Annotated in this window: 18 protein-coding genes and 1 pseudogene; 5 read left to right on the top strand and 14 right to left on the bottom strand. The window is 61.0% G+C overall.

Going from position 1 to position 22,346, the window contains the following annotated elements:
• Positions 1-206: 206 nt before the first annotated feature.
• The 14 genes and pseudogenes from ACQKEN_RS24485 to gap all read right to left on the bottom strand — a co-directional run bounded on the left by ACQKEN_RS24485 (position 207) and on the right by gap (position 15,752).
• Positions 207-710, bottom strand: a complete 504-nt coding sequence (locus tag ACQKEN_RS24485; RefSeq protein ID WP_427689383.1) for an RDD family protein — start codon at positions 708-710, stop codon at positions 207-209.
• A 96-nt stretch (positions 711-806) separates the two neighbouring features.
• Positions 807-1,019: a cold-shock protein gene (locus tag ACQKEN_RS24480; RefSeq protein ID WP_003227496.1), complete on the bottom strand. Its 213-nt coding sequence runs from the start codon at positions 1,017-1,019 to the stop codon at positions 807-809.
• A 395-nt stretch (positions 1,020-1,414) separates the two neighbouring features.
• Entirely contained in the window at positions 1,415-2,536 is a 1,122-nt protein-coding gene (gene gcvT / locus ACQKEN_RS24475; RefSeq protein ID WP_427689382.1) for a glycine cleavage system aminomethyltransferase GcvT, read from the bottom strand.
• A gap of 69 nt (positions 2,537-2,605) precedes the next feature.
• Positions 2,606-3,982 carry an L-serine ammonia-lyase gene (locus ACQKEN_RS24470; RefSeq protein WP_427689381.1) on the bottom strand — a complete coding sequence of 459 codons (1,377 nt, stop codon included), beginning with the start codon at positions 3,980-3,982 and terminating at the stop codon, positions 2,606-2,608.
• Between the two features lie 191 nt (positions 3,983-4,173).
• A complete protein-coding gene (gene gcvP / locus ACQKEN_RS24465) occupies positions 4,174-7,032 on the bottom strand; it encodes an aminomethyl-transferring glycine dehydrogenase (protein ID WP_427689380.1) in 2,859 nt (952 codons plus the stop codon).
• A 10-nt stretch (positions 7,033-7,042) separates the two neighbouring features.
• Positions 7,043-7,426 (bottom strand): glycine cleavage system protein GcvH, encoded by a 384-nt coding sequence (gene gcvH, locus ACQKEN_RS24460; protein WP_427689379.1) that lies wholly within the window; start codon positions 7,424-7,426, stop codon positions 7,043-7,045.
• Between the two features lie 422 nt (positions 7,427-7,848).
• Entirely contained in the window at positions 7,849-9,360 is a 1,512-nt protein-coding gene (locus ACQKEN_RS24455; protein WP_427689378.1) for a sigma-54-dependent transcriptional regulator, read from the bottom strand.
• An 86-nt stretch (positions 9,361-9,446) separates the two neighbouring features.
• Positions 9,447-9,797, bottom strand: coding sequence for a DUF5064 family protein (locus ACQKEN_RS24450; protein WP_427689377.1), 351 nt, complete (start codon positions 9,795-9,797; stop codon positions 9,447-9,449).
• Positions 9,798-9,981: 184 nt separating this feature from the next.
• The gene (locus ACQKEN_RS24445; RefSeq protein ID WP_296310607.1) at positions 9,982-10,386 is read right to left on the bottom strand and encodes a YbaN family protein; all 405 of its coding nucleotides are present in this window, start codon (positions 10,384-10,386) and stop codon (positions 9,982-9,984) included.
• Positions 10,387-10,479: 93 nt separating this feature from the next.
• The gene (locus ACQKEN_RS24440) at positions 10,480-11,079 is read right to left on the bottom strand and encodes a biliverdin-producing heme oxygenase (RefSeq protein WP_427689376.1); all 600 of its coding nucleotides are present in this window, start codon (positions 11,077-11,079) and stop codon (positions 10,480-10,482) included.
• An 89-nt stretch (positions 11,080-11,168) separates the two neighbouring features.
• Entirely contained in the window at positions 11,169-13,508 is a 2,340-nt protein-coding gene (locus ACQKEN_RS24435) for a TonB-dependent hemoglobin/transferrin/lactoferrin family receptor (RefSeq protein ID WP_427689375.1), read from the bottom strand.
• Between the two features lie 198 nt (positions 13,509-13,706).
• Positions 13,707-13,874 (bottom strand): annotated as a pseudogene (locus ACQKEN_RS24430) (FecR/PupR family sigma factor regulator); the annotation flags it as partial.
• Between the two features lie 140 nt (positions 13,875-14,014).
• The gene (locus ACQKEN_RS24425; protein WP_427689374.1) at positions 14,015-14,530 is read right to left on the bottom strand and encodes an RNA polymerase sigma factor; all 516 of its coding nucleotides are present in this window, start codon (positions 14,528-14,530) and stop codon (positions 14,015-14,017) included.
• A 220-nt stretch (positions 14,531-14,750) separates the two neighbouring features.
• Positions 14,751-15,752, bottom strand: a complete 1,002-nt coding sequence (gene gap, locus ACQKEN_RS24420) for a type I glyceraldehyde-3-phosphate dehydrogenase (RefSeq protein WP_065992035.1) — start codon at positions 15,750-15,752, stop codon at positions 14,751-14,753.
• Positions 15,753-15,987: 235 nt separating this feature from the next.
• Here gap and edd point away from each other — a divergent pair, with 235 nt between their 5' ends.
• The 5 genes from edd to ACQKEN_RS24395 form a co-directional block, all read left to right on the top strand.
• Entirely contained in the window at positions 15,988-17,814 is a 1,827-nt protein-coding gene (gene edd / locus ACQKEN_RS24415) for a phosphogluconate dehydratase (RefSeq protein ID WP_427689373.1), read from the top strand.
• Positions 17,815-17,822: 8 nt separating this feature from the next.
• The gene (locus tag ACQKEN_RS24410; protein WP_427689385.1) at positions 17,823-18,776 is read left to right on the top strand and encodes a glucokinase; all 954 of its coding nucleotides are present in this window, start codon (positions 17,823-17,825) and stop codon (positions 18,774-18,776) included.
• Positions 18,777-18,982: 206 nt separating this feature from the next.
• On the top strand, positions 18,983-19,720 hold the full coding sequence (locus tag ACQKEN_RS24405) for a response regulator (protein WP_427689372.1): 738 nt from the start codon (positions 18,983-18,985) through the stop codon (positions 19,718-19,720).
• Positions 19,721-19,726: 6 nt separating this feature from the next.
• Positions 19,727-21,187, top strand: a complete 1,461-nt coding sequence (locus ACQKEN_RS24400) for an ATP-binding protein (protein ID WP_427689384.1) — start codon at positions 19,727-19,729, stop codon at positions 21,185-21,187.
• Between the two features lie 251 nt (positions 21,188-21,438).
• Positions 21,439-22,346 (top strand): ABC transporter substrate-binding protein (locus ACQKEN_RS24395; RefSeq protein WP_427689371.1); only part of this gene is annotated, 908 nt, incomplete at its 3' end.

Here is a 22,346-nt window from a genome sequence, read left to right as displayed (position 1 = left end):
TCGTCTTCACGCCTTTCCCTCGATGATCAGTCGAGAACTTTACCTTCTGTGAAGACAAAGTCGAGATACAAGGAGCCGGCTTGCTGGCGAACGCGTCGTGTCAGTCGCTGGAATGGCGCCGGTTGATCGGTTTCGCCAGCAAGCCGGCTCCTACGGACCGTATCTCTCAGGTAAACAGTGGGAGCGTCGGCTTTTCCTGGGTGGGCTCACTTTCTGGTTCTGGGCAGCCGCACCAGTTGCGTCTCCGAATACAGGTCATGCCAGCAGCGTTTCTGTTTGTCGAACAGGCTCCAGAAGAAGCCTAGCCCGACACACAGCCACGATGCGATGGCGACGATGAAGCGCAGCAGCGCTTGCCACAGGCTGATGGCGGTTCCGTCAGCGTTCTGCACGCGTATTCCCCAGACCTGCATGCCCAGGGTCTGGCCTGCGTGGGTCCAGAAGGTGGCAAAGAAGCCGAACAGCGTGATCAGTAGAATCGAGGACAGCAGCGGGTCGGCATCGAGCGCGCCGGACTCGGAGAGCTGGCGCAGTCTGGCTTCGCCGACCATCCCCATCCAGACCAGTTTGTAGAGAAAGGTGGTGACCATCATCAGCGCTACGCACAGCATCGCGTCGTAGCTGATCGCAGCCATGCGCCGACCCAATCCCGCAGCGGGAAAGTCGCCCTGGGGGCGTAGCATCTGCGCGGCATTGTCAGGTGAGGTCATGGCAGCGCTCGTTCACACGGGAGCGGGCAGTTTACGGAATCGCAGGTATAAAAAAGCCCCTGATGTTGGCCATCAGGGGCTTTTTACGTCGGCTAATCAGGCTTCAGCTTGAACTTCGTCAGCCTGCATGCCTTTTTGGCCCTGCACCGCGACGAACGTCACTTTCTGGCCTTCTTTCAGGCTTTTGAAGCCGTTGCCTTGAATAGCGCGGAAGTGGACGAACAGATCCGGACCGCTTTCAGGAGTGATAAAACCAAAACCCTTTTCATCGTTAAACCACTTAACGGTGCCGCTCTGACGTGTAGACATTTTCTTATTCCTTGAAGCATTAAATTAATGACAGTCTCTTTCACACGAAAGAGTACTGGGGCTGGTTGCAGGAAGAAGAAACGTAGAGCGGGATGTAGCATTGCTTTTGGCGCTACTGCCCGGGTCACGATCCCAGCGACCCATGCAAACACAGTCGAGAAACTCTACGCTAACTCTCGCCGAAAAAACAAGCCCCGCTTGGGCCAGTATCCATGGGGGTTTCCGGCTTTTTTGAAAACATTAACCACGTTCGCAAGATCGATAGTTTTTAATGTTTGGAGGCTCATCGAAGTTCAATATTTTGACACTTGTGATGCACTTAACGCTGGCGCCAGACTGCGGCATCCGCACAGTTTAATGCACTGTTGCGGTGCCGAATTTTTTGACGATGTTACTTAGCCGCGGAAGTAACGTGGCGGAACGAAAGGAGTTTTTGTCACTTGCATCGGGACTTTCTTGCCGCGGACGATTGCCCATACCGGTGTTTCCAGCGCGGTAAAACGGGCGTCGACATAGCCCATGGCCAATGGCGCGCTCAGCGTCGGGCCAAAGCCGCCGCTGCAAACGGTCCCGATGGTCGTCCCCTCGGCGTCGACGATTTCAGCGCCTTCGCGCACCGGCGTACGTTCTTGTGGCAACAGGCCTACACGTTTGCGTGCCGCACCGCTTTGGTGCTGGGCGAAGATCTTGTCAGCACCGGGGAAACCGCCTGCTCGCGCACCGTCGGCTCGACGCACCTTGGACATCGCCCACAACAGGCTGGCTTCGATCGGCGTGGTCTCGGTGTCCATGTCATGGCCGTAGAGGCAAAGGCCGGCTTCCAGTCGCAGCGAGTCGCGCGCGCCCAGGCCGATCGGCGCCACTTCAGGCTCGGCGAGCAGTCGACGCGCCAGGGCCTCTGCCTGATCCGCCGACACTGAAATCTCGTAACCGTCTTCACCGGTGTAGCCCGAGCGGCTGACGAAGCAGTCGATGCCGTCGATCTTCGTCGAGGTGTACTGCATGAAAGTCATCTTCGCGACTTCCGGCGCCAGCCGCGCCAGTACGGTGACGGCGTGCGGACCTTGCAGCGCGAGTAATGCGCGTTCGTCGAACAGCGGCGTGATCTCGCACTGGCTGCCAATGTGCTGCTGCAGGTGCGCCAGGTCTTCGTTCTTGCAGGCGGCATTGACCACCAGCATGAGTTGATCGTTACCCAGATGGGCAACCATCAGGTCATCGAGAATGCCGCCGTTTTCGTTGGTGAACATCGCGTAGCGCTGCATGCCGACCGGCAGATCAATGATGTCCACCGGCACCAGGGTTTCCAGTGCTTTCGCGGCGTTCGCTCCGCTCAACAGGATCTGACCCATGTGCGAGACGTCGAACAGGCCGGCTTGGTCGCGTGTGTGCAGGTGTTCTTTCATGACGCCGGCGGGGTACTGAACAGGCATGTCGTAGCCGGCGAATTCGACCATTTTCGCGCCGAGTTCACGGTGCAGGGCGTTGAGCGGGGTCTTCAGCAATTCGGTGGTCATGGGGTCACTCCTTGAAAGCGGTTCCGGATTCCCCGCGCAGGCAGGGAATCCTATGAATGGGGGCTGATGTCAGCACTCGATGATGTTCACGGCCAGCCCGCCACGGGCTGTTTCCTTGTACTTGCTTTTCATGTCGGCGCCGGTCTGGCGCATGGTGCGGATCACTTTATCCAGCGAGACAAAATGCTGGCCGTCGCCGCGCAAGGCCATGCGCACTGCGTTTATGGCCTTCACCGAGCCCATGGCGTTGCGCTCGATGCACGGCACTTGAACAAGGCCGCCGATGGGGTCGCAGGTCAGACCGAGGTTGTGTTCCATTCCGATTTCAGCGGCGTTCTCCACTTGTTGAACGTTGCCGCCCAGGACTTCGCACAGCGCGCCGGCCGCCATGGAGCAGGCCACGCCGACTTCACCCTGACAGCCGACTTCGGCACCGGAGATCGACGCGTTCTCTTTGTAGAGAATGCCGATCGCCGCGGCCGTGAGCAGGAAACGCACGACGCCGTCTTCGTTGGCCCCGGTAATGAAGCGCATGTAGTAATGCAGCACCGCCGGGATGATCCCGGCCGCGCCATTGGTGGGCGCGGTGACCACACGGCCGCCGTTGGCGTTTTCTTCGTTGACCGCCAGCGCGTACAGATTGACCCAGTCGAGCACCGACAACGCATCACGCAGCGCGGCTTCCGGGTTCTTGCACAACTGGCGATGCAATGCTGCCGCACGCCGCTTGACCTTCAGGCCGCCTGGCAAGATGCCTTCGTTGCGGCAGCCCGCTTCGACGCAGTCCTGCATGACCTGCCAGATGTGCAACAGGCCCTGGCGGGTTTCGGCTTCGGGGCGCCACGCGGCCTCGTTGGCCAGCATGACCTGGCTGATCGAAAGGCCGCTTGCGGCGCAGTGCGCCATCAGATCCCGTGCGGTTTTGAAGGGGTACACCAGCGGTGTCTGGTCCTCCACGATGCGGTCTGCGCCAGCGGCTTCCTCATCGACCACGAAGCCGCCGCCGACGGAGTAGTACTCGCGGCTGCGCACTTGTAGGCCGGAGGCATCGAAGGCACGGAAAATCATGCCGTTGGGGTGATAGGCCAAGGGTTTGCGAATCATCGCCAGGTGATGCTTTTCGATGAATTCGATGCTGTGCTGGCCGAGCAGGTTCAGCCGTTCGCTGCTGCGGATCTGTTGCAGGCAAGCCGCGACGGTTTCGGTATCGACAGTATCCGGGTGCTCACCTTCAAGGCCCAGTAACACGGCCTTGTCGCTGCCATGGCCTTTGCCGGTGGCGCCGAGGGAGCCGTAAAGCTCGACTTTGACGCAGATGATGGTTTCCAGCAGGCCATCGCGCTGCAAGCCTTCGGCAAACCGCGCCGCCGCTCGCATCGGGCCCACCGTGTGGGAACTGGAGGGGCCAATGCCGATCTTGAACAGGTCAAATACGCTCAGCGACATGATGGGGTTCCGGGATTGTTCTTATTAGGTGAAGTCACTGTTTAGATGAAGTCACTGTGGGAGCCGGCTTGCTGGCGAACGCGTCAGATCAGTCAGCATGAATGTTCATGATGAACGGGTTCGCCAGCAAGCCGGCTCCAACAGAGATCGGCGCTCTGATGCAAACACATCGGAGCGCCTGGAACTGCAGCTTATGCGTAGTCTTCGATGGACGGGCAGGCGCAGATCAGATTGCGGTCGCCGAACACGTTGTCGACACGACCGACCGGTGGCCAGTATTTGCCTTCGATCAACGACGCCACCGGGTACACGGCCTGCTCGCGGCTGTACGGATGGCTCCATTCGCCCACCAGTTCAGCGGCGGTGTGCGGCGCGTTTTTCAGCGGGTTGTCGTCCTTGTCCAGCGCGCCGCTTTCGACCGCGCGGATTTCTTCGCGGATCTTGATCATCGCGTCGCAGAAGCGGTCCAGCTCCTCTTTGGATTCGCTTTCGGTCGGCTCGATCATCAACGTGCCTGCGACCGGGAAAGACATGGTCGGCGCGTGGAAGCCGAAGTCGATCAGGCGTTTGGCGACGTCATCAACGCTGATGCCGCTGGTTTCTTTCAGGGGGCGCAGGTCAAGAATGCATTCGTGGGCGACCAGGCCGTTGCTGCCGGTGTAGAGCACCGGGTAGTGCTCTTCCAGGCGACGGGAAATGTAGTTGGCATTGAGGATCGCCAGCTGCGAGGCGCGCTTGAGGCCTTCGCCGCCCATCATGCGGATGTACATCCAGGTGATCGGCAAAATGCTCGCGCTGCCGAACGGTGCCGCGCAGACCGCGCCTTCCTTGCGTTCCATTCGGGCGTGACCCGGCATGAACGCCGCCAGGTGTGATTTGACGCCGATCGGGCCAACGCCCGGGCCGCCGCCGCCGTGGGGGATGCAGAAGGTTTTGTGCAGATTGAGGTGCGACACGTCGCCGCCGAACTTGCCCGGTGCGCAGAGGCCGACCATGGCGTTCATGTTGGCACCGTCGATGTACACCTGGCCGCCGTTGTCATGAACGATGCCGCAGATTTCGCGGATGCCTTCTTCGAACACGCCGTGGGTCGACGGGTAGGTGATCATCAGGGCAGCCAGGTGTTCGCGGTGCTCGATGGCCTTGGCGCGCAGGTCTTCGATGTCGACGTTGCCGCGTGCATCGCAGGCGGTCACGACCACGCGCATGCCGGCCATGTTGGCGGTTGCGGGGTTGGTGCCGTGGGCGGAGGACGGAATCAGGCAGATGTCGCGACGCTCATCGCCACGGCTCTGGTGGTAAGCGCGGATCGCCAGCAGACCGGCATACTCGCCCTGGGAGCCAGCGTTCGGCTGCAGGGAGATCGCGTCGTAACCGGTGGCGGCACAGAGCATCGCTTCCAGTTCGTCGGTCAGTTGCTGATAACCGGCGCTTTGTTCGGCCGGGGCGAAAGGGTGCAGGTTGCCGAATTCAGCCCAGGTCACCGGGATCATTTCGCTGGCGGCGTTGAGTTTCATGGTGCACGAGCCCAGCGGGATCATCGTGCGGTCCAGCGCCAGATCTTTGTCCGCCAGGCGACGCAGGTAGCGCATCAGCTCGGTTTCGGAGTGGTAACGATTGAACACCGGGTGGCTGAGGATCGCCGACTGGCGCTTCAACTCGGCAGGCAGGCGCGCTTGGACGCTGCCTGCCAGCGCGGCGAAATCAGGCAGGGCCTGGCCTTCTGCCGCGAAGAGGGACCACAGCGCTTCGACGTCAGCTTGCTTCGTGGTTTCGTCCAGGGAAACGCCCAGACGCTCGGCATCTACTTCACGCAGGTTGATTTCGTGTGCGCGGGCCTTGGCGTGCAGGTCGACGGTCTTGGCGCCGGTGTTCAGGGTGAGGCTGTCGAAGAAAAACGATTGCTCGGCCTTGAAGCCCAAGTGGCTCAGGCCTTCGGCGAAAATCGCGGTCAGGTGATGTACGCGGTTGGCGATGCGGGTCAGGCCGCGCGGCCCGTGGTACACGGCGTACATGCTGGCGATGTTGGCGAGCAGCACCTGCGCGGTGCAGATGTTGCTGGTGGCCTTCTCGCGACGAATGTGTTGCTCGCGGGTTTGCATGGCCAGACGCAGGGCGGTCTTGCCGAAGCGGTCGATGGACACACCGACCAGTCGGCCGGGCATGTCGCGCTTGTAGGCGTCGCGGGTGGAGAAGTAAGCCGCGTGCGGACCGCCGAAACCCAGCGGCACGCCGAAGCGCTGCGCACTGCCGATGGCCACGTCAGCGCCAAATTCGCCGGGTGGGCTGAGCAGGGTCAGGGCCAGCAGGTCGGCTGCCACGGCGACCAGGGCGTTGGCGGCATGGAAGCGCTCGACCAGCTCGCGGTAGTCAAACACGTCGCCGTTGCTGGCGGGGTATTGCAGCAGCGCGCCGAAGAACTCGCTGACGTCGGTCAGTTGAGCTTCGTCTGCGACGACCACTTCAATGCCCAGCGGCTCGGCGCGGGTTTGCAGCACGTCGAGGGTTTGCGGGTGGCAATGGGCAGAGGCGAAGAACTTGTTGCTGCTCTTGTTCTTGCTCAGGCGTTTGCAGAAGGTCATGGCTTCGGCAGCGGCAGTGGCTTCGTCGAGCAGCGAGGCGTTGGCGATCGGCAGGCCGGTCAGGTCGCTGATCAGGGTCTGGAAGTTTAGCAGTGACTCCAGACGGCCTTGGGAAATCTCCGGCTGATACGGCGTGTAAGCGGTGTACCACGCCGGGTTTTCCAGCAGGTTGCGCAGGATCGGCGCCGGCGTGTGGGTGTTGTAGTAACCCTGGCCGATGTACGTCTTGAACAGCTGATTCTTGCCGGCAATCGCTTTGATGTCGGCCAGCGCGTCGGCTTCGCTTTGCCCGGCGGACAAGCCGAGAACGCTGGTGCCCTTGATGGATTCAGGGATGACGCTGGCGGTCAGCGCGTCGAGGGAGTCATAGCCCAGGGTGGTGAGCATGGCTTTTTCGTCAGCGGCACGCGGGCCGATGTGGCGGGCGATGAACTCGTTGGCGGTGCTCAATTCAATACGGTCATTCATAGCGCGCTCCTCAGGCTTCGGCGTTGGCTTTGATCAGACGATCATAGGCGTCTTGGGTCAGCAGTTGGCCGACAGCATCGGGATTGGAAGGAATAAAGCGGAAAAACCAGCCTTGGCCGAGCGGGTCTTCGTTGACCAGTTCGGGGTTGGCATCCAGCGAGGGGTTGGTTTCGACGACTTCACCATCGAGGGGCATGTACACGCCGCTGGCGGCTTTGACCGATTCGACGGTGGCCGCTTCAGCGCCCTTGTCGTAGGACTGCAGCTCCGGCAGTTGCACGAAAACCACGTCACCCAATGCGTCCTGCGCAAAGGCTGTGATGCCGACGGTAACGCTGCCATCAGTTTCGGCGCGCAGCCACTCGTGGTCTTCGGTAAAACGCAACTCGCTCATGAAATCTCCCCAGATGGTAAATCGCCCGTTATGCCCGGGCGTGATGGGGAGAGTGCATAGCAAGTTTGCGGCCAAGGTCGGTAAGGGCGCGTAAACGTTGGGCGGTGGCGACAGGCGCGGTGGGTAGATTGAAAACGACTGGAACGAAATCGATACGCAACTTGAGGGCATGGGTGGACTGAGCCTAGGGCCGCGGCACCGGGTATCGACGTTCAGCGACCGGAATGATTTCGATACGGTGTTTCGATATCGTGCCAAGGTTCTTCGTTGGGTGCGATTTGTAGGAGCCGGCTTGCTGGCGAATCCGTTGTTGGCGGTCAAAGTATCCGTGGATGTTAGACCCATTCGCCAGCAAGCCGGCTCCTACGGCCATCTGCAAGGCCAAGCGTAATAGGCAGGCGGCATCGACCTCAAAATTCTGCCTACTGAGATTTGCCGGGAATACCGTATTTGCGCAGCCGATGGGCGATTGCGGTGTGGGATGTCTGCAGTCGCGCGGCCAGTTGTCGGGTCGAGGGATACTGGCTGTAGAGCTTCTCCAGCAGGGACTTTTCGAAATCCTCGACCGCGGATTCAAGGCTCTCGACTTCGCCATCACTGCCCCTTGCCACCGACGTCCCGGCGATGTCCAGGTCGCCGATGTCGACCAGCGAGCTGTCGCAAATGGCCGCCGCGCGGAAGATCACGTTCTGCAACTGGCGAACGTTCCCCGGCCAGCGATTCCCAAGCAGGGCAGGGTAGGTGGTCGGCGCAAGGCGGCACACCGGTCGCTGAATCTGCGTACAGGCCTGCTCCATGAAATAGCGCGCCAGCATCAGGATGTCCTGACCGCGTTCACGCAGCGGCGGCACGTCCAGGTTGAGCACGTTCAGGCGATAGAACAGGTCTTCGCGAAAGGTGCCTTCGGCGACCATTTTCTCCAGGTCGCGGTGGGTGGCGCTCAAGATACGCACGTTGACCTGCACTTCCTTGTCGCCGCCAACACGCCGAAAGCTGCCGTCATTGAGAAAGCGCAGCAGTTTGGCCTGCAGATACGGCGACATCTCGCCGATCTCGTCGAGAAACACGGTGCCTTTGTTGGCAAGCTCCATCAGCCCCGGTTTGCCGCCCCGCTGCGCACCGGTGAAGGCGCCAGGGGCGTAGCCGAACAGTTCGCTTTCGGCGAGGTTCTCCGGCAGCGCCGCGCAGTTCAGCGCGAGAAAGGGCGCTCCGTTGCGCGCGCTCACGGCATGACACGCCCGCGCCACCAGTTCCTTGCCCGTACCGGTTTCGCCCTGAATCAGCAGCGGCGCATCCAGTGCCGCGACCCGCTGTGCGCGGGCTTTAAGTGTGCGAATCGGAGCGGAATCGCCGAGCAGCGCATCGAAACCTTCGGCGTGATCGTGGTGAAGTGCCGACAGGCGTTCGCCGATCCGGCTTGGCAGATAAAGGGTGAGTAGCGCGCCCGCGTCGGTGATCGGTGTGGCGTCCAGCAGCAAGGCCTCGCCGTTGAGCGTGACTTCCCGCAGCGGCAGACGAAAGCCGTTTTCCAGCAGCGCCGCTTGCAGACCCGTATCGGAAAACAGCTCGCCAATCGACTCCCCCGTCGGTTCCCGGCCATACAGCGCAACCAGCGCCGGGTTTGCCAGCAATACGTGGCCGGCGCTGTCGAGGGCAAGCACCGGGTCGGTCATCGCTGCCAGCAGGGCGTCGAGTTGCAGGTGGCGGCGCTGGCCGGGAAGGATGTCGACCACCGTGATCGCTTCCACGCCGCGCACGCGAAACAGCCGGTCCTTGAGTTCTTCAAGCACATCATGGCTCAGCGTCGGCGCGTCGATGTAGACGTTGGGCGGCACCATTTCCACGGCATCCAGGTTCAGATTGCGCGCGCCCAAGATGGCCAGCACTTCCTGGGTGATGCCGACGCGGTCAATGAACGTGACGTGAATGCGCATGGGGAAGGAAAGGGTTCGCGGGAGTGAGGTGGGCGATTATGCCAGTAATCGCATTGCCCATCCCGAGACCTTGAAGGGGCGCTGGTTTACTCCAGGTGCTCCGGTTTCACCGGATCACCGGATTTCATGTCGAGCTTGTGACGGATGTCTTCGAACATCTGGTCGTATTCGCCGTGCATCGCGTGCAGGTCGGTGGATTTCGGCAGGCCATGCTTCTCCAGTCTGCGCGAGGCCTCGCTGGCGAAGTTGTAGGCTTTGTCCTTGGGCAGTTCGAACGTTTCGTTGACCGCCTGGCCATTGACGTCGCCTTCCAGGGTGAACTGCATGCCCGGCCCCGAGTCGGTCTGGCTGACTTCGTAGCGGATGTGAAGGTCGTAGCCGACGTCGTGTGGTTGCAGAGCGGGGTGGACGATGTGCAGATGACCTGGCTCGAACATGACGATGGCTCCTGGGAAAGTGATTGGACCTGAAGGGACAGACCCACGCCGCCGCCTCTGGTTCAGATGCATATGTCGCGCGCTGTTTGTGGGACCGGCTTCAGCCGGGAAGGCGTCAGGTGTCACGCCCCAGGATTGAGGACGTTCAAACCGGCCTCTTCCCGGCTGAAGCCGGTCCTACACCTCACTTTTCCGGCTGAACCCGTGAAGGCTCGGGCCGTGACCAGATCCACAGATTGACCAGCACCATTCCGGCCACTGCGAAGTAGATCCACCAATTGTGTTTCAGCACCACCAGCATCATGACCGCGCAAATCAGCATGGTGACCGTAGCGCTGATCTTGGCCCTGCGCGCAATCATCTTGCCGTTTCGCCAGTTGCTCAGCATCGGTCCGAACACCCGATGATTTTCGAGCCAGGCGCTCAAGCGCGGCGAGCTTCGTGTGGCGGCCCACGCCGCCAGCAGAATGAATTCGGTGGTGGGCAGGCCAGGAATGAAAATCGCGATGATGCCGATGGTCAGGCTCACGTAGGCGAGAATGCCAAACAGGATGCGGGACAGTTTGCTGCCGGGTGGTGTACTGGTCATGGTCTCGGTAATGCAGAGTGAGCAGGTGTTGCGGGATTTTCACGTCCCGCAAAGGCGCTCAGCTTATCAGTGCCGGGCATAAAAGGCCCGGCGTCAGGCGGGTTCCGCTTCGGACGCTGAAGCGTAGGCGTGTCGCAGCAGCACGTTGAAACGTTCGAAGGCCGCCACCGCACCGCGGTCTATCTCGCGCTCCTGCTCGGCGTTGAACGGCAGATCGTCAATAATCCGGATAAAGCGTTTCCAGCCTTCGGCTCGACCGCCTGACGGTTCTCCCAGATGGCGGGCGCCGAAGGTCTCGCTGAGGTTCAAGGCCACGGCGCGTTTGATCAGAAAGGCGGCGCCCAGCTTCGAACCCTCCGACACGAACAGCCAGCCCAGTGCCTCGGCAAGGCTGGGCCCATCGATGGCGCCGGCGACGGGGACAGGGATGTCAGCCTGAAGATCAAGGAGATCGGCTTTGGCCTGCTCGGCGCGGCATCGATCGGGCAGGTCGGCAATCAGCGCGATCAACTGCGGGTGCGTGTACAGAGTTTTCAGCTCTTCCTGAAACAGGTACTGGGCGCTGAGGAATCGGCTGTAGCTGGCCAGGGTTTCGAACGGCGCGTTGGCTTTCACCGCCTTGTCCAGTTGTTCATGGGGGGCATGGGTGATCTGGTTCAGTCGTTGCGAGCGACGAATCGAGTTGTCGGTCATGGGTCTTCCTTGTAAATGAGGCGCTTGTTGACAAGACGAGCGAGCGTCGCAGGCGTGTAAAAAACCACGTTCCTGCGACGGATATTCGGTCAGATGTTCCACACCACGTTGACGGCAAAATTGCGGCCGGGCTGGGTCAGGCGGTCGAGGTTGGCGGGAGCGGTGGCGCCTGCTTCGCCGACGCTGTCGTAGCCGCGCACGTCGTCCCACAGCCAGTATTTTTTGTCCGCGACGTTGTAGAGACCGCCGCTGAGCGTGACGTCGTCGGTGACTTTGTAATACCCCGTCAGATCGACGAGGCCAAAGCCCGGCGTCTTGAACCGGGTGGCGCCATCCGGGGCGTAGTAGTTGCTGGTGTCGACCCGCGTCTTGCGCTTCACCAGCGTCCAGTTCAGCAAACCGCCGTAGGTGTCCTGGTCATAACCCAGCCCGAATACGCCGGTGAGCGGGTTGATGCTGTTGATGGGCTGGCCGGTGTCGTTGTTGCGGCCGTACAGATAGGCCAGCGAGCCTCGGGTGTAGAGGCCTTCGGGTGCGCCGAAGCTGTCCAGGTTCAAACGACCCTTAAGCTCGACGCCCTTGATCGTGGCGTGCTTGATGTTGTTGGACTGGAAGGTCGTGGTGGTGGCGTTGGCGGGGATCACCGCGTCCTCATTGATGAAGTCGCGATACGTGTTGTAGAACAGCGCGAGATCAAACGTGCCTTCGTCGAAGTGACCGCGCAGCCCGGTTTCGTAGCTTTTACTGGTCTCCGGTTTTAGGTCTGGATTGGGCTCCACGACGTAATTGCCCCGGGTGTTTTCGAACCGGCCATACAACGCTTTGGCGCTCGGCGTGCGGAAACCCTCGGCGTACTGGCCGTACCAGGTGTAGGCGTCGTCGAACGCATACGTCAGCCCCAGCTTGGGTAACAGGCGATGCCATTTTTTCGTGCTGTCGTCGAACTCGCTCTTGCTGGACAGGTTGACGCTCTTCAGGAATGAATCTGTGGCGTCTGGTTCGAGCGTGGTGTAGTCGTAGCGGGCGCCGGGCATGAAGGTCCAGTCGCCCCATTTGATCTGATCCTGAGCGAACAGCGCGTAGGTGGTGATCGTCGGGTTCGGGAAGTCGTTAGTGGGTGCCACGATGTCGGAGGCAGTGGCACTGACTGCGCCGAGGGTGCGGCAGGTGCCCAGGACCGACGCGCAGGTGGCTGATCCTGACCGAAGTCCTGTCACCTTCTGCTGCTTGAGGGTCGTGCCATAGGTCAGCAAGTGCTGCGTGTCGCCAATGTCGAACGCTTTATCCAGCTGGGCGTCGAGAATCCATTGGCGTTCCTTGTAGTGGGTGTCGCGGGAGCGCCAGACGTCACGGCTGCCGGGTATGTAGCGCTCTAAGGTATTTTGATCGGTCTTGGCAAGCTGGTAGTTCAAGCTCCACTTGGCGTTGTCAGCCAGCACGCTGTCCAGCGCGAACGGGTTTTCGAGGCCAAACCGCTCTCGGGTGATGACATCGTCGCCCTCGCGGCTTCGGTACATCCCTGACGCACCTCTGCCAGGTATGAAAGGCCCACCCACCACACTCTTCTGATTCGTATGGGTATCGTCCTTGTACTTCTCGTAAGTAAACGCCAGACGATCGTTGTCGCCGTAGTTCCAGCCCAGCTTGGTCAGCACATTGGTGGCGCGGGCGTCTTCCGGGTTGGCTGCCGTGCGGGACAGCCCGGTCCCGCCATGCTCCCCGTAGGACTCGGTCTCGTGGCCGTTGCGCTGGCTGACGTGCAGCAAGCCGTCGAAGTCCCCCGCCCGGCCTGCAACCGTGGATGAGTTCAGCCAGCTGTTGTCCGCCGAGCTGTAGCCGGTTTTCAGGCGGGCGCCGACATCCTTGCCCGGCTTGATGATGTCCTCGGGGTCGAGGGTGTAATAACTCACCGCACCGCCGATGGCGCTGCTCCCATACAACGCCGACGCAGGCCCGCGCAGGATCTCCACGCGCTTGATGATCTCCGGATCAACGTAATTGCGATGGGTGTTGGCAAAAGGGCCCTGAAAAAAGTTGTCCGGCACTTCGACGCCGTCCACTTGCGTCAGGACCCGGTCGCCATCAATGCCACGAATGTTGTAACCGCTGGTGCCCGCACGCTGGCCGGCCCCGCCTACGGAAACGCCAGGCTCGTCGCGCACAAGGTAGCGAATGCTGTTGACGTTGCGCCGATCCAGCGCCGCGCGGTCCTGCACGGTCACCGTACCGGGGACCGAATCCACCGACTGCGCCTGACGCGTGGCACTGACCGTGATCTGCTGCAGTTCCAACGCGGTACTTTGTTCGGCAGCAGCGACGGCGGGGCTGTGCAACGCTGCGGCGAAGATGGCGATCGTCAGCAGCGAGAGCCCGAAGGGGTGAGGGGTCGTGGGCGAGTCGGGTGGTGCGGGGTTGAAACTGGACAGCATGGATAGCGCTCCCTGTCGTACGGGTCGTCATAGTTGTTGCGAGATGATTCAAATAGGAATCAGTTGCATTGGCTATGACTAGACGTACGGGCCGCGGCTATCGCGTAAAAATAATTTCGGTCAGTTCCACATCATCCGGTTCGCCGCAGTGACGCCGCAGGTTGGCGAGCACCGTCCGCGCTAGGTTTTTTTCCGCGCAGCCAGCAGCGCTGCGGCATCGAATACCGCTTGCGAGTGCCACACAGCCTCAGCGCTGGCGAACGCTTCGCGGTGGGCGGGATCGGCTTCCAGCCATTCCAGAAAGCGCGCGTGTGTTGCGTCATCGGCGATTTCCAGTTCGATCAGCCAGGTCAGGGCCTGGTCCATCGTCTCGGCAGCGCGCGCTGCGTCGGCTCGAGCGAGGCGGGGTGATTGGGCGTCCGTCAAGCAGCGTCCTCGGGTCCACGGTTTGGGCGGCAGTGTAGCGTCACTCTGTAGCACCAGCTGACGATTCTGACGGGCGAAGCTCAGTGATCCAGGCGCGCTGCCACACCCATGCAAAGCGCCATGACCAGCTTCAGTTCTTTTTGCACCGTGCTGGTGGACACCCCCAACTGGTCGGCGATTTCCAGATAACTCGCGCCGTGGAGCCGACTCAGGGTGAAGATTTTCTGCTGCCGTGGCGAGAGGGTTTCCAGGCTTGCGCTCAGGCTTTCCAGCAGACGATTGGCGTGGGCGGCGTCCTCCAGTGCGGAGTCGGGGGCAACGACGTTATGGATATCGCTGATCGGCGCATCGTCAATGATGGTGCGCGCTTGAACGCGCCGGGCGCGCAGATGATCCAGCGCCAGATTGCGCGCAGTCTGGAAGACGAAGGGTTCGAGGTGCTCGATGGCTCGCTCGGTGAGCGCTCGGGTGACACGCAGGTAAGTTTCCTGCAGCAGGTCTTCGGCCGTGGTGTGGCTGCGCACCATGCGCTGAAGCGTGCGCAGCAGCATGGTTCGTCGGGCGAGGAAGACAGTATTGAAGTGCGACTGAGTCACGGGGACACCCGACCAGAATTCATCAGATGATAATGCTTATCATCTAGAGGTCAGGTCAAGGCGGGGATTTGCACAGTTTGTAAGGGCGTTGTCCGGGGACGGTAGTCATTACTGAGGGAGGGAGTTGATCGCGAAGAGCTGGGTAAATCCGCTGACTCTCCAGCGGATTGGATTCCGTCTTCGCGAGCAAGCTCGCTCCTGCACAGGGTGATCTCGTTATTTACTCGGCGTTCATCAACGCCAGGCAGTTATCCAGCATGCGGTTGGAGAAGCCCCATTCGTTGTCGTACCACGCCAGCACCTTCAGCAGGCGACCGCTGACTTTGGTGTGGTTCGCGTCGAAGATCGACGACAGCGGGTTGTGATTGAAGTCGTGGGAAACCAGCGGCAGGGTGTTGTAACCGAGGATTTTCGAATGCTGCGCCGCTTCTTTCATGATCGCGTTGACCTCTTCGGCCGTCGCGTCGCGCTTGAGCTGAATGGTCAGGTCGACCAGCGACACGTTGATCACTGGCACACGCACGGCCATGCCAGTCAGCTTGCCCGCCAGTTCCGGCAGCACCAGACCGACCGCTTCGGCAGCGCCCGTCTTGCTCGGGATCATCGACTGAGTCGCCGAACGAGCCCGGTACGGGTCGGTGTGGTAGACGTCGATCAGGTTCTGGTCGTTGGTGTAGGCGTGGATGGTGGTCATCAGACCGCTCTCGATGCCCAGCTCACGGTTCAGCACTTGAGCGACCGGCGCCAGGCAGTTGGTGGTGCATGACGCGTTGGAGATGACCTGATGGGACTGGCGCAGCACGTCATGGTTGACGCCGTAGACGATCGTCGCATCGGCGCCTTTGGCCGGTGCTGAAATAATCACTTTCTTGGCGCCGGCGGTGATGTGCGCGGCCGCCTTGGTGCGATCCGTGAACAGGCCGGTGCATTCGAACACCACGTCGATGTTCAGGGACTTCCACGGCAGCTCGGCCGGGTTGCGGATGGCACTGACTGCAATTCGGTCACCATTGACGGTCAGGCTTTCCTGATCGTGTTCGACGGTGCCGTCGAACGGCCCGTGCACCGTGTCGAATTTCAGCAGGTGGGCGTTGATCTCGCTGTCGCCCAGATCATTGATGGCGACGACTTGCAGGTCCTGACGGTAGCCTTGGGTATAAAGTGCGCGTAGGACGTTGCGGCCGATTCGGCCAAAGCCATTGATTGCGATGCGGAGAGTCATACACCCGTCCTCAGGAATTTGTTGTTGGAATTACAAGATTATTCTCATAAAAATAGAAAACAACCCCTTTTAGTGGCAGTATTTTGTTTTATCTACAAATAGAAGCCCGTCTGGCCGTCACAACTGGCTGAAAATCAAGTGTTTGCCGCCGCTCTCGTCTGAGCACCGGATTTGATCGCAGCCTGGTGAAAGCGCCTGAACGGGTGATCCCATCCGCTAGCCTGGAGTCCATGACATGCATCCCCGCGTCCTTGAGGTAACCGAACGGCTGATTGCTCGCAGCCGTGAAACCCGTCAACGCTACCTGCAATTGATCCGGGGCGCGGCGAGCGACGGGCCGATGCGCGGCAAGCTGCAATGTGCCAACTTCGCCCACGGCGTTGCGGCCTGTGGTCCGGAAGACAAGAACAGCCTGCGCATGATGAATGCGGCCAACATCGCCATTGTCTCCTCCTACAACGACATGCTCTCGGCGCATCAGCCGTACGAACACTTCCCCGAACAGATCAAAAAAGCGCTGCGTGAAATCGGCTCGGTGGGGCAGTTTGCCGGCGGTGTTCCGGCGATGTGCGATGGCGTCACCCAAGGCGAGCCGGGCATGGAGCTGAGTATCGCCAGCCGGGAAGTCATTGCGATGGCAACGGCGGTGGCGTTGTCCCACAACATGTTCGACGGCGCGCTGATGTTGGGCATCTGCGACAAGATCGTTCCGGGCTTGCTGATGGGCTCGCTGCGCTTCGGTCATCTGCCGACGATTTTTGTGCCGGGCGGGCCGATGGTCTCCGGCATCTCCAACAAAGAGAAGGCCGACGTGCGTCAGCGCTACGCCGAAGGCAAAGCCACTCGCGAAGAGCTGCTGGATTCGGAAATGAAGTCCTACCACGGTCCGGGCACCTGCACGTTCTACGGCACGGCGAACACCAACCAGCTGATTATGGAAGTCATGGGTCTGCATCTTCCGGGTGCCTCTTTCGTCAATCCCTACACACCGCTGCGCGATGCCCTGACACGCGAGGCGGCGTTCCAGGTCACGCGTCTGACCAAACAAAGCGGCGACTTCATCCCACTCGGAGAGATTGTGGACGAACGTTCGCTGGTCAACTCGATTGTTGCCCTGCACGCGACGGGCGGTTCCACCAACCACACGCTGCACATGCCGGCGATTGCCCAGTGCGCGGGCATTCAGCTGACCTGGCAGGACATGGCCGATCTGTCGGAAGTCGTGCCGACCCTGTCCCACGTCTACCCGAACGGCAAAGCCGACATCAACCACTTCCAGGCTGCCGGTGGCATGTCGTTCCTGATCCGTGAGCTGCTCGACGCGGGCCTGATGCACGAAGACGTCAACACGGTCATGGGCCGTGGCCTGCGTCGCTACACCCAGGAACCGTTCCTGGAAGAAGGCACGCTGGTATGGCGCGATGGCCCGATCGAAAGCCTCGACGAAAACGTCCTTCGCCCTATCGCGCGTCCGTTCTCGGCCGAGGGCGGCCTGCGGGTCATGGAAGGCAACCTGGGCCGTGGCGTGATGAAGGTCTCCGCCGTTGCGCTGGAGCATCAGATCGTTGAAGCGCCCGCCAAAGTCTTCGAGGACCAGCAAGACCTCGCCGACGCTTTCAAGGCCGGCGAACTGGAGTGCGACTTTGTCGCAGTGATGCGTTTCCAGGGGCCGCGCTCCAACGGCATGCCTGAACTGCACAAGATGACGCCGTTTCTGGGCGTGCTTCAGGATCGTGGCTTCAAAGTGGCGCTGATTACGGACGGGCGCATGTCCGGCGCGTCCGGGAAAATTCCGGCGGCGATACACGTGTGCCCGGAAGCCTCCGACGGCGGACCGCTGGCGTTGGTGCGTGATGGGGATCTCATTCGTGTCGATGGTGTGAAAGGAACGTTGCAAGTTCTGATCGAACCGGCAGAATTGGCCGCCAGAGAGCCGGCAATCGGTCGCCTGTCCCATAACGTGGGCAGCGGGCGCGAATTGTTCGGCTTCATGCGCATGGCCTTCAGCTCGGCAGAGAAGGGCGCCAGCGCCTTTACTTCGAATCTGGAGACGCTCAAGTGACATTGGCGATGGTGGGTGATATCGGCGGCACAAATGCGCGGTTTGCCATTTGGGAAGACGACCAGTTGCATTCGATCCGCGTGTTCGCGACGGTCGATTACGCCAGTCCTGAAAAGGCCCTGACGGTCTATCTGCAGGACCTGGAACTGCAGCGTGGTGATGTCACCTCCCTTTGCCTGGCCGTGGCCGGGCCGGTGACCGGCGACGATTTCCACTTCACCAACAGCCACTGGAAGATCAACCGGCAGGCGTTCTGCGCCGAGCTGAAGATCGACCATCTGATCCTGGTCAACGACTTCACGGCCATGGCCCTGGGCATGACCCGCCTGAAGGACGACGAGTACCTGACCGTGCGCCATGGCAAGGGCGATCCTCGCGGCGCGCGGGTGGTGATCGGGCCTGGCACAGGATTGGGCGTTGGCACGTTGATTCGCAGCGGCGAAGCGCGTTGGACGGCGGTGCCGGGCGAGGGCGGTCACGTTGATCTGCCGATCGGTACGCCCCGCGAGGCCCTGCTGTGGATGCGTTTGATGGCGACCCATGAGCACGTCAGCGCCGAGACGATTCTGAGTGGTGCCGGGCTGTTGCTGCTGTATCAGGTCAGTTGCGGGCTGGACGAGATCGAGCCGGAATTCAAATCCCCTGCGGCCATCACCTCGGCGGCGCTCAAGGGCGACCCGGTCGCCAGCGCGGTGCTGGAGCAGTTTTGCGTGTTCCTCGGTCGTGTGGCCGGCAACAACGTACTGACTGTCGGCGGACGCGGCGGCGTGTATATTGCCGGGGGCGTGATCCCGCGCTTCGTTGATTTCTTCATGCAGAGCGGCTTCAACAAGGCGTTCGCTGAGAAGGGATTGATGAAGGATTATTTCAATGACGTGCCGGTCTGGCTGGTTACGGCCGAGTATCCTGGCTTGATGGGCGCAGGCGTGGCGCTGGATCAGTCCCTGATCGCGCAGGGCTAGACATGTAGGAGCGCGCTTGCCCGCGAATAGTAGTTCTGGCAACCAGATGTGTTGGATTGGCTGACGTCATCGCGGGCAAGCGCGCTCCTACAGGGTTTATGCCTGCCATGGATTTCGTGGCAACCGGCTCACTGGCGAAGCCGATCGTCAGACCGATGTGTTATTTGTGCCCATAACAACAATCCATTGCTCACAAGGACGACCATGTGAACGCTGTCAGTAAATCGATTCTGGTGGTCGACGATGACCAGGAGATTCGGGAGTTGCTGCAAGCCTACCTGAGCCGTTCCGGTTTTCAGGTGCGCACGGTTGGCGATGGGGCCGAGTTTCGTCAGGCGTTCAACCAAGAGGCCAGCGATCTGCTGATCCTCGACGTCATGCTCCCTGATGAAGACGGCTTCAGCCTGTGTCGCTGGGTCAGGCAGCATCCGCGTCAGCCGCATATCCCCATCATCATGCTCACCGCCAGCTCTGACGAGGCCGATCGTGTCATCGGTCTGGAACTCGGCGCCGATGACTACATGGCCAAACCCTTCAGCCCACGTGAACTTCAGGCCCGGATCAAGGCGTTGTTGCGTCGCGCCCAGTTCGGGCAGGAGCGCAGCGGCGGTGAAGTGCTGGTGTTCGATGAATGGCGGCTGGACATGGTCAGTCATCGGCTGTTCCACAACGACGGCGAAGAAGTGATTTTGTCGGGCGCCGATTTCGCGCTGCTCAAGCTGTTCCTCGACAACCCCCAACAGATTCTCGATCGCGACACCATCGGCAACGCCACCCGTGGCCGTGAGCTGATGCCGCTGGAGCGCATCGTCGACATGGCGGTGAGTCGCCTGCGTCAGCGTTTGCGTGACACCGGCAAGGCGCCGCGATTGATCCGCACCGTACGAGGCAGCGGTTATCTGCTGGCAGCCAATGTGCTGCCGCAAGCCGGCAACGGTTACTAGCCCTTGATGGTGACCGACAAGAAACGCCGCTTGCCGGTGCCGCGCTCGCTGCTCGGGCGCATGCTCCTGCTGACCTTGTTTGCCGTGTTGCTGGCGCAGACCCTGTCCAGCCTTATCTGGCTGTCGCAGTTGCGCGCCACGCAGATGGAAGGCCTGGTCACCAGCGCCCGCAGCCTGGGTTTCTCCATGGCGGCGAGCGTGAGTTACTTCCGCTCGCTGCCTGTCGCCTTTCGGCCGCTGGTGCTCGATCAGCTGCGCAGCATGGGCGGCACCCGGTTCTTCGTATCGCTCAATGATCGTCCGCTGGAAATGCAGGTGCTTGAGCCTACTGCGCGCAAGACGGCGGTTATCGATGTGGTCGGTCAGGTGCTGCGGCAGAACCTCGGCGCCGACCCGGACATCCTCGTGCGCTTTGTTCGCCCTGAAGACCTGCGCATTTTCAACAGCGGCCTGAGGCTCGACGAGCTGCCGCGCTCGTGGGCCCATTACGCGCTGACCCTCGAACCGGTGAACCCGCCCGTGCTGGTGACGCAGATTGAGCTGTCGCCCGGCGAATGGCTGTACATCGCCTCGCTGCTGCCTGAGCCCTACACCATGCTCGAGTCGGAAGGTCTGCCCTCGCAACAAGTCTGGTTCATTGCCCTGACCAGTATTTTCCTGCTGGTCTTCATCGGCCTGCTGGTGCACTGGCAGAGCGGCCCGCTCAAGCGTCTCGCCCATGCTGCGCGGGATCTGTCGTTGGGGGCCGACGTCGAGCCGGTGGTGGAGGGCGGCGGCAGTGAAGTGGTGGAGGTGACGCGTGCGTTCAACACCATGCGTGATCGCATCAGCCGTTACCTGACCGAGCGCGGCCAATTATTCAGTGCGATTTCCCACGACCTGCGCACTCCGATCACTCGCTTGCGGCTGCGCGTTGAGCTGCTCGAAGACGAACAGATGCAGGCCAAATTCACCCGTGATCTGGACGAGTTGGAGCTGTTGGTCAAAGGCGCGTTGCAGTGCGTGAAGGACACCGACATCCACGAGAACATCGAGCCGGTCGACCTCAATCACGCGCTGGATTGCCTGATCGAACCTTATCTCTCCCCCGACGGTGCGGGCCGTGTCACGTTGCAGGGCAAGGCAATGTCGATGTACTACGGCAAGCCCTTGGCACTGCGCCGCTGCATGGGCAACCTGATCGACAACGCGATCAAGTACGGCGACCGTGCGCACCTGTTCGTTGAAGACGACGCCGATGCGTTCATTCTTCACGTCGAGGACGAAGGCCCGGGCGTGCCGGAGCAGCGAATGGAGCAGGTCTTCGAGCCGCACTTCCGGCTGGCCGGCAAGCACCAGCAGGGTTACGGACTGGGGCTCGGGATCGCCCGCAATATTGCCCACAGCCATGGCGGCGAAGTGACGTTGCAGAACATGCGCGAAGGCGGGTTGCGGGTCACGCTGTATCTGCCGCGCGGCGTGGAGTAATCCGGCACCTGATCTCCCCTGTAGGAGCGCGCTTGCCCGCGAAAAATTGTTCTAACAACACTGATGTGCGGGATTGGCTGCGCTCATCGCGGGCAAGCGCGCTCCTACAGTCGATTGAGTGACTATCCGAATGTCACAGTGTTGTGACATTCGCGCATCCCTTCGTTACCGTCCGCTCTAACCCCTTGGTTAGAATCCACCCAGCGCAAGCGCCACGACTTGCTCATGCATAACAACAAGAAAGGTCAGATATGAATTCGATTTCCCGTCTCGCTGCACTTATTTCCCTCGCCTCGTTGTTCCCTCTGAGCGCCATGGCGGCTGATGCCAAGGGCACCGTCGAAGTTGTGCACTGGTGGACGTCCGGTGGCGAAAAAGCCGCTGTCGATGTGCTCCGCGCGCAAGTTGAAAAAGACGGTTTCACCTGGAAAGACGGCGCTGTCGCAGGCGGCGGCGGTGCAACCGCAATGACCGTGCTCAAAAGCCGCGCCGTTGCTGGCAACCCGCCTGGCGTTGCCCAGATCAAAGGCCCGGACATTCAGGAATGGGCCTCCACCGGCCTGCTTGATACCGATGTGCTGAAAAACGTCTCCAAAGAGGAGAAGTGGGACAGCCTGCTGGACAAGAAAGTCTCCGATACCGTGAAGTACGACGGTGATTACGTGGCCGTGCCGGTGAACATCCACCGCGTCAACTGGCTGTGGATCAACCCGGAAGTCTTCAAGAAAGCCGGTATCGAAAAAGCCCCCACCACCCTCGAAGAATTCTACGCAGCGGGCGACAAGCTCAAAGCGGCAGGCTTCATTCCTCTTGCCCACGGTGGCCAGCCTTGGCAGGACAGCACTGTTTTTGAAGCCGTCGTGCTCTCTGTCATGGGCGCTGACGGTTACAAGAAGGCACTGGTCGACCTCGACAACGCTGCGCTGACCGGCCCTGAAATGGTCAAGTCGCTGACCGAACTGAAGAAAGTTGCCACCTACATGGACGTCGACGGTAAAGGCCAGGACTGGAACCTGGAAGCTGCCAAGGTCATCAACGGCAAGGCTGGCATGCAGATCATGGGTGACTGGGCCAAGAGTGAATGGACCGCCGCCAAGAAAGTCGCCGGCAAGGACTACGAGTGCGTAGCGTTCCCGGGCACCGACAAGGCGTTCACCTA

Source organism: Pseudomonas sp. NPDC078416, from assembly GCF_050268485.1.
Lineage (GTDB): Bacteria > Pseudomonadota > Gammaproteobacteria > Pseudomonadales > Pseudomonadaceae > Aquipseudomonas.
The sequence above is the reverse complement of the archived record's forward strand: the minus strand, read 5'-3'. Positions and strand labels throughout refer to the sequence as shown.

What these genes read in the sequence shown, in the direction of transcription:
- ACQKEN_RS24485 (WP_427689383.1), bottom strand. Translation starts at nt 710, where the DNA reads ATGACCTCACCTGACAATGCCGCGCAGATGCTACGCCCCCAGGGCGAC.
- ACQKEN_RS24480 (WP_003227496.1), bottom strand. Translation starts at nt 1,019, where the DNA reads ATGTCTACACGTCAGAGCGGCACCGTTAAGTGGTTTAACGATGAAAAG.
- gcvT (WP_427689382.1), bottom strand. Translation starts at nt 2,536, where the DNA reads ATGACCACCGAATTGCTGAAGACCCCGCTCAACGCCCTGCACCGTGAA.
- ACQKEN_RS24470 (WP_427689381.1), bottom strand. Translation starts at nt 3,982, where the DNA reads ATGTCGCTGAGCGTATTTGACCTGTTCAAGATCGGCATTGGCCCCTCC.
- gcvP (WP_427689380.1), bottom strand. Translation starts at nt 7,032, where the DNA reads ATGAATGACCGTATTGAATTGAGCACCGCCAACGAGTTCATCGCCCGC.
- gcvH (WP_427689379.1), bottom strand. Translation starts at nt 7,426, where the DNA reads ATGAGCGAGTTGCGTTTTACCGAAGACCACGAGTGGCTGCGCGCCGAA.
- ACQKEN_RS24455 (WP_427689378.1), bottom strand. Translation starts at nt 9,360, where the DNA reads ATGCGCATTCACGTCACGTTCATTGACCGCGTCGGCATCACCCAGGAA.
- ACQKEN_RS24450 (WP_427689377.1), bottom strand. Translation starts at nt 9,797, where the DNA reads ATGTTCGAGCCAGGTCATCTGCACATCGTCCACCCCGCTCTGCAACCA.
- ACQKEN_RS24445 (WP_296310607.1), bottom strand. Translation starts at nt 10,386, where the DNA reads ATGACCAGTACACCACCCGGCAGCAAACTGTCCCGCATCCTGTTTGGC.
- ACQKEN_RS24440 (WP_427689376.1), bottom strand. Translation starts at nt 11,079, where the DNA reads ATGACCGACAACTCGATTCGTCGCTCGCAACGACTGAACCAGATCACC.
- ACQKEN_RS24435 (WP_427689375.1), bottom strand. Translation starts at nt 13,508, where the DNA reads ATGCTGTCCAGTTTCAACCCCGCACCACCCGACTCGCCCACGACCCCT.
- gap (WP_065992035.1), bottom strand. Translation starts at nt 15,752, where the DNA reads ATGACTCTCCGCATCGCAATCAATGGCTTTGGCCGAATCGGCCGCAAC.
- edd (WP_427689373.1), top strand. Translation starts at nt 15,988, where the DNA reads ATGCATCCCCGCGTCCTTGAGGTAACCGAACGGCTGATTGCTCGCAGC.
- ACQKEN_RS24410 (WP_427689385.1), top strand. Translation starts at nt 17,823, where the DNA reads ATGGTGGGTGATATCGGCGGCACAAATGCGCGGTTTGCCATTTGGGAA.
- ACQKEN_RS24400 (WP_427689384.1), top strand. Translation starts at nt 19,727, where the DNA reads ATGGTGACCGACAAGAAACGCCGCTTGCCGGTGCCGCGCTCGCTGCTC.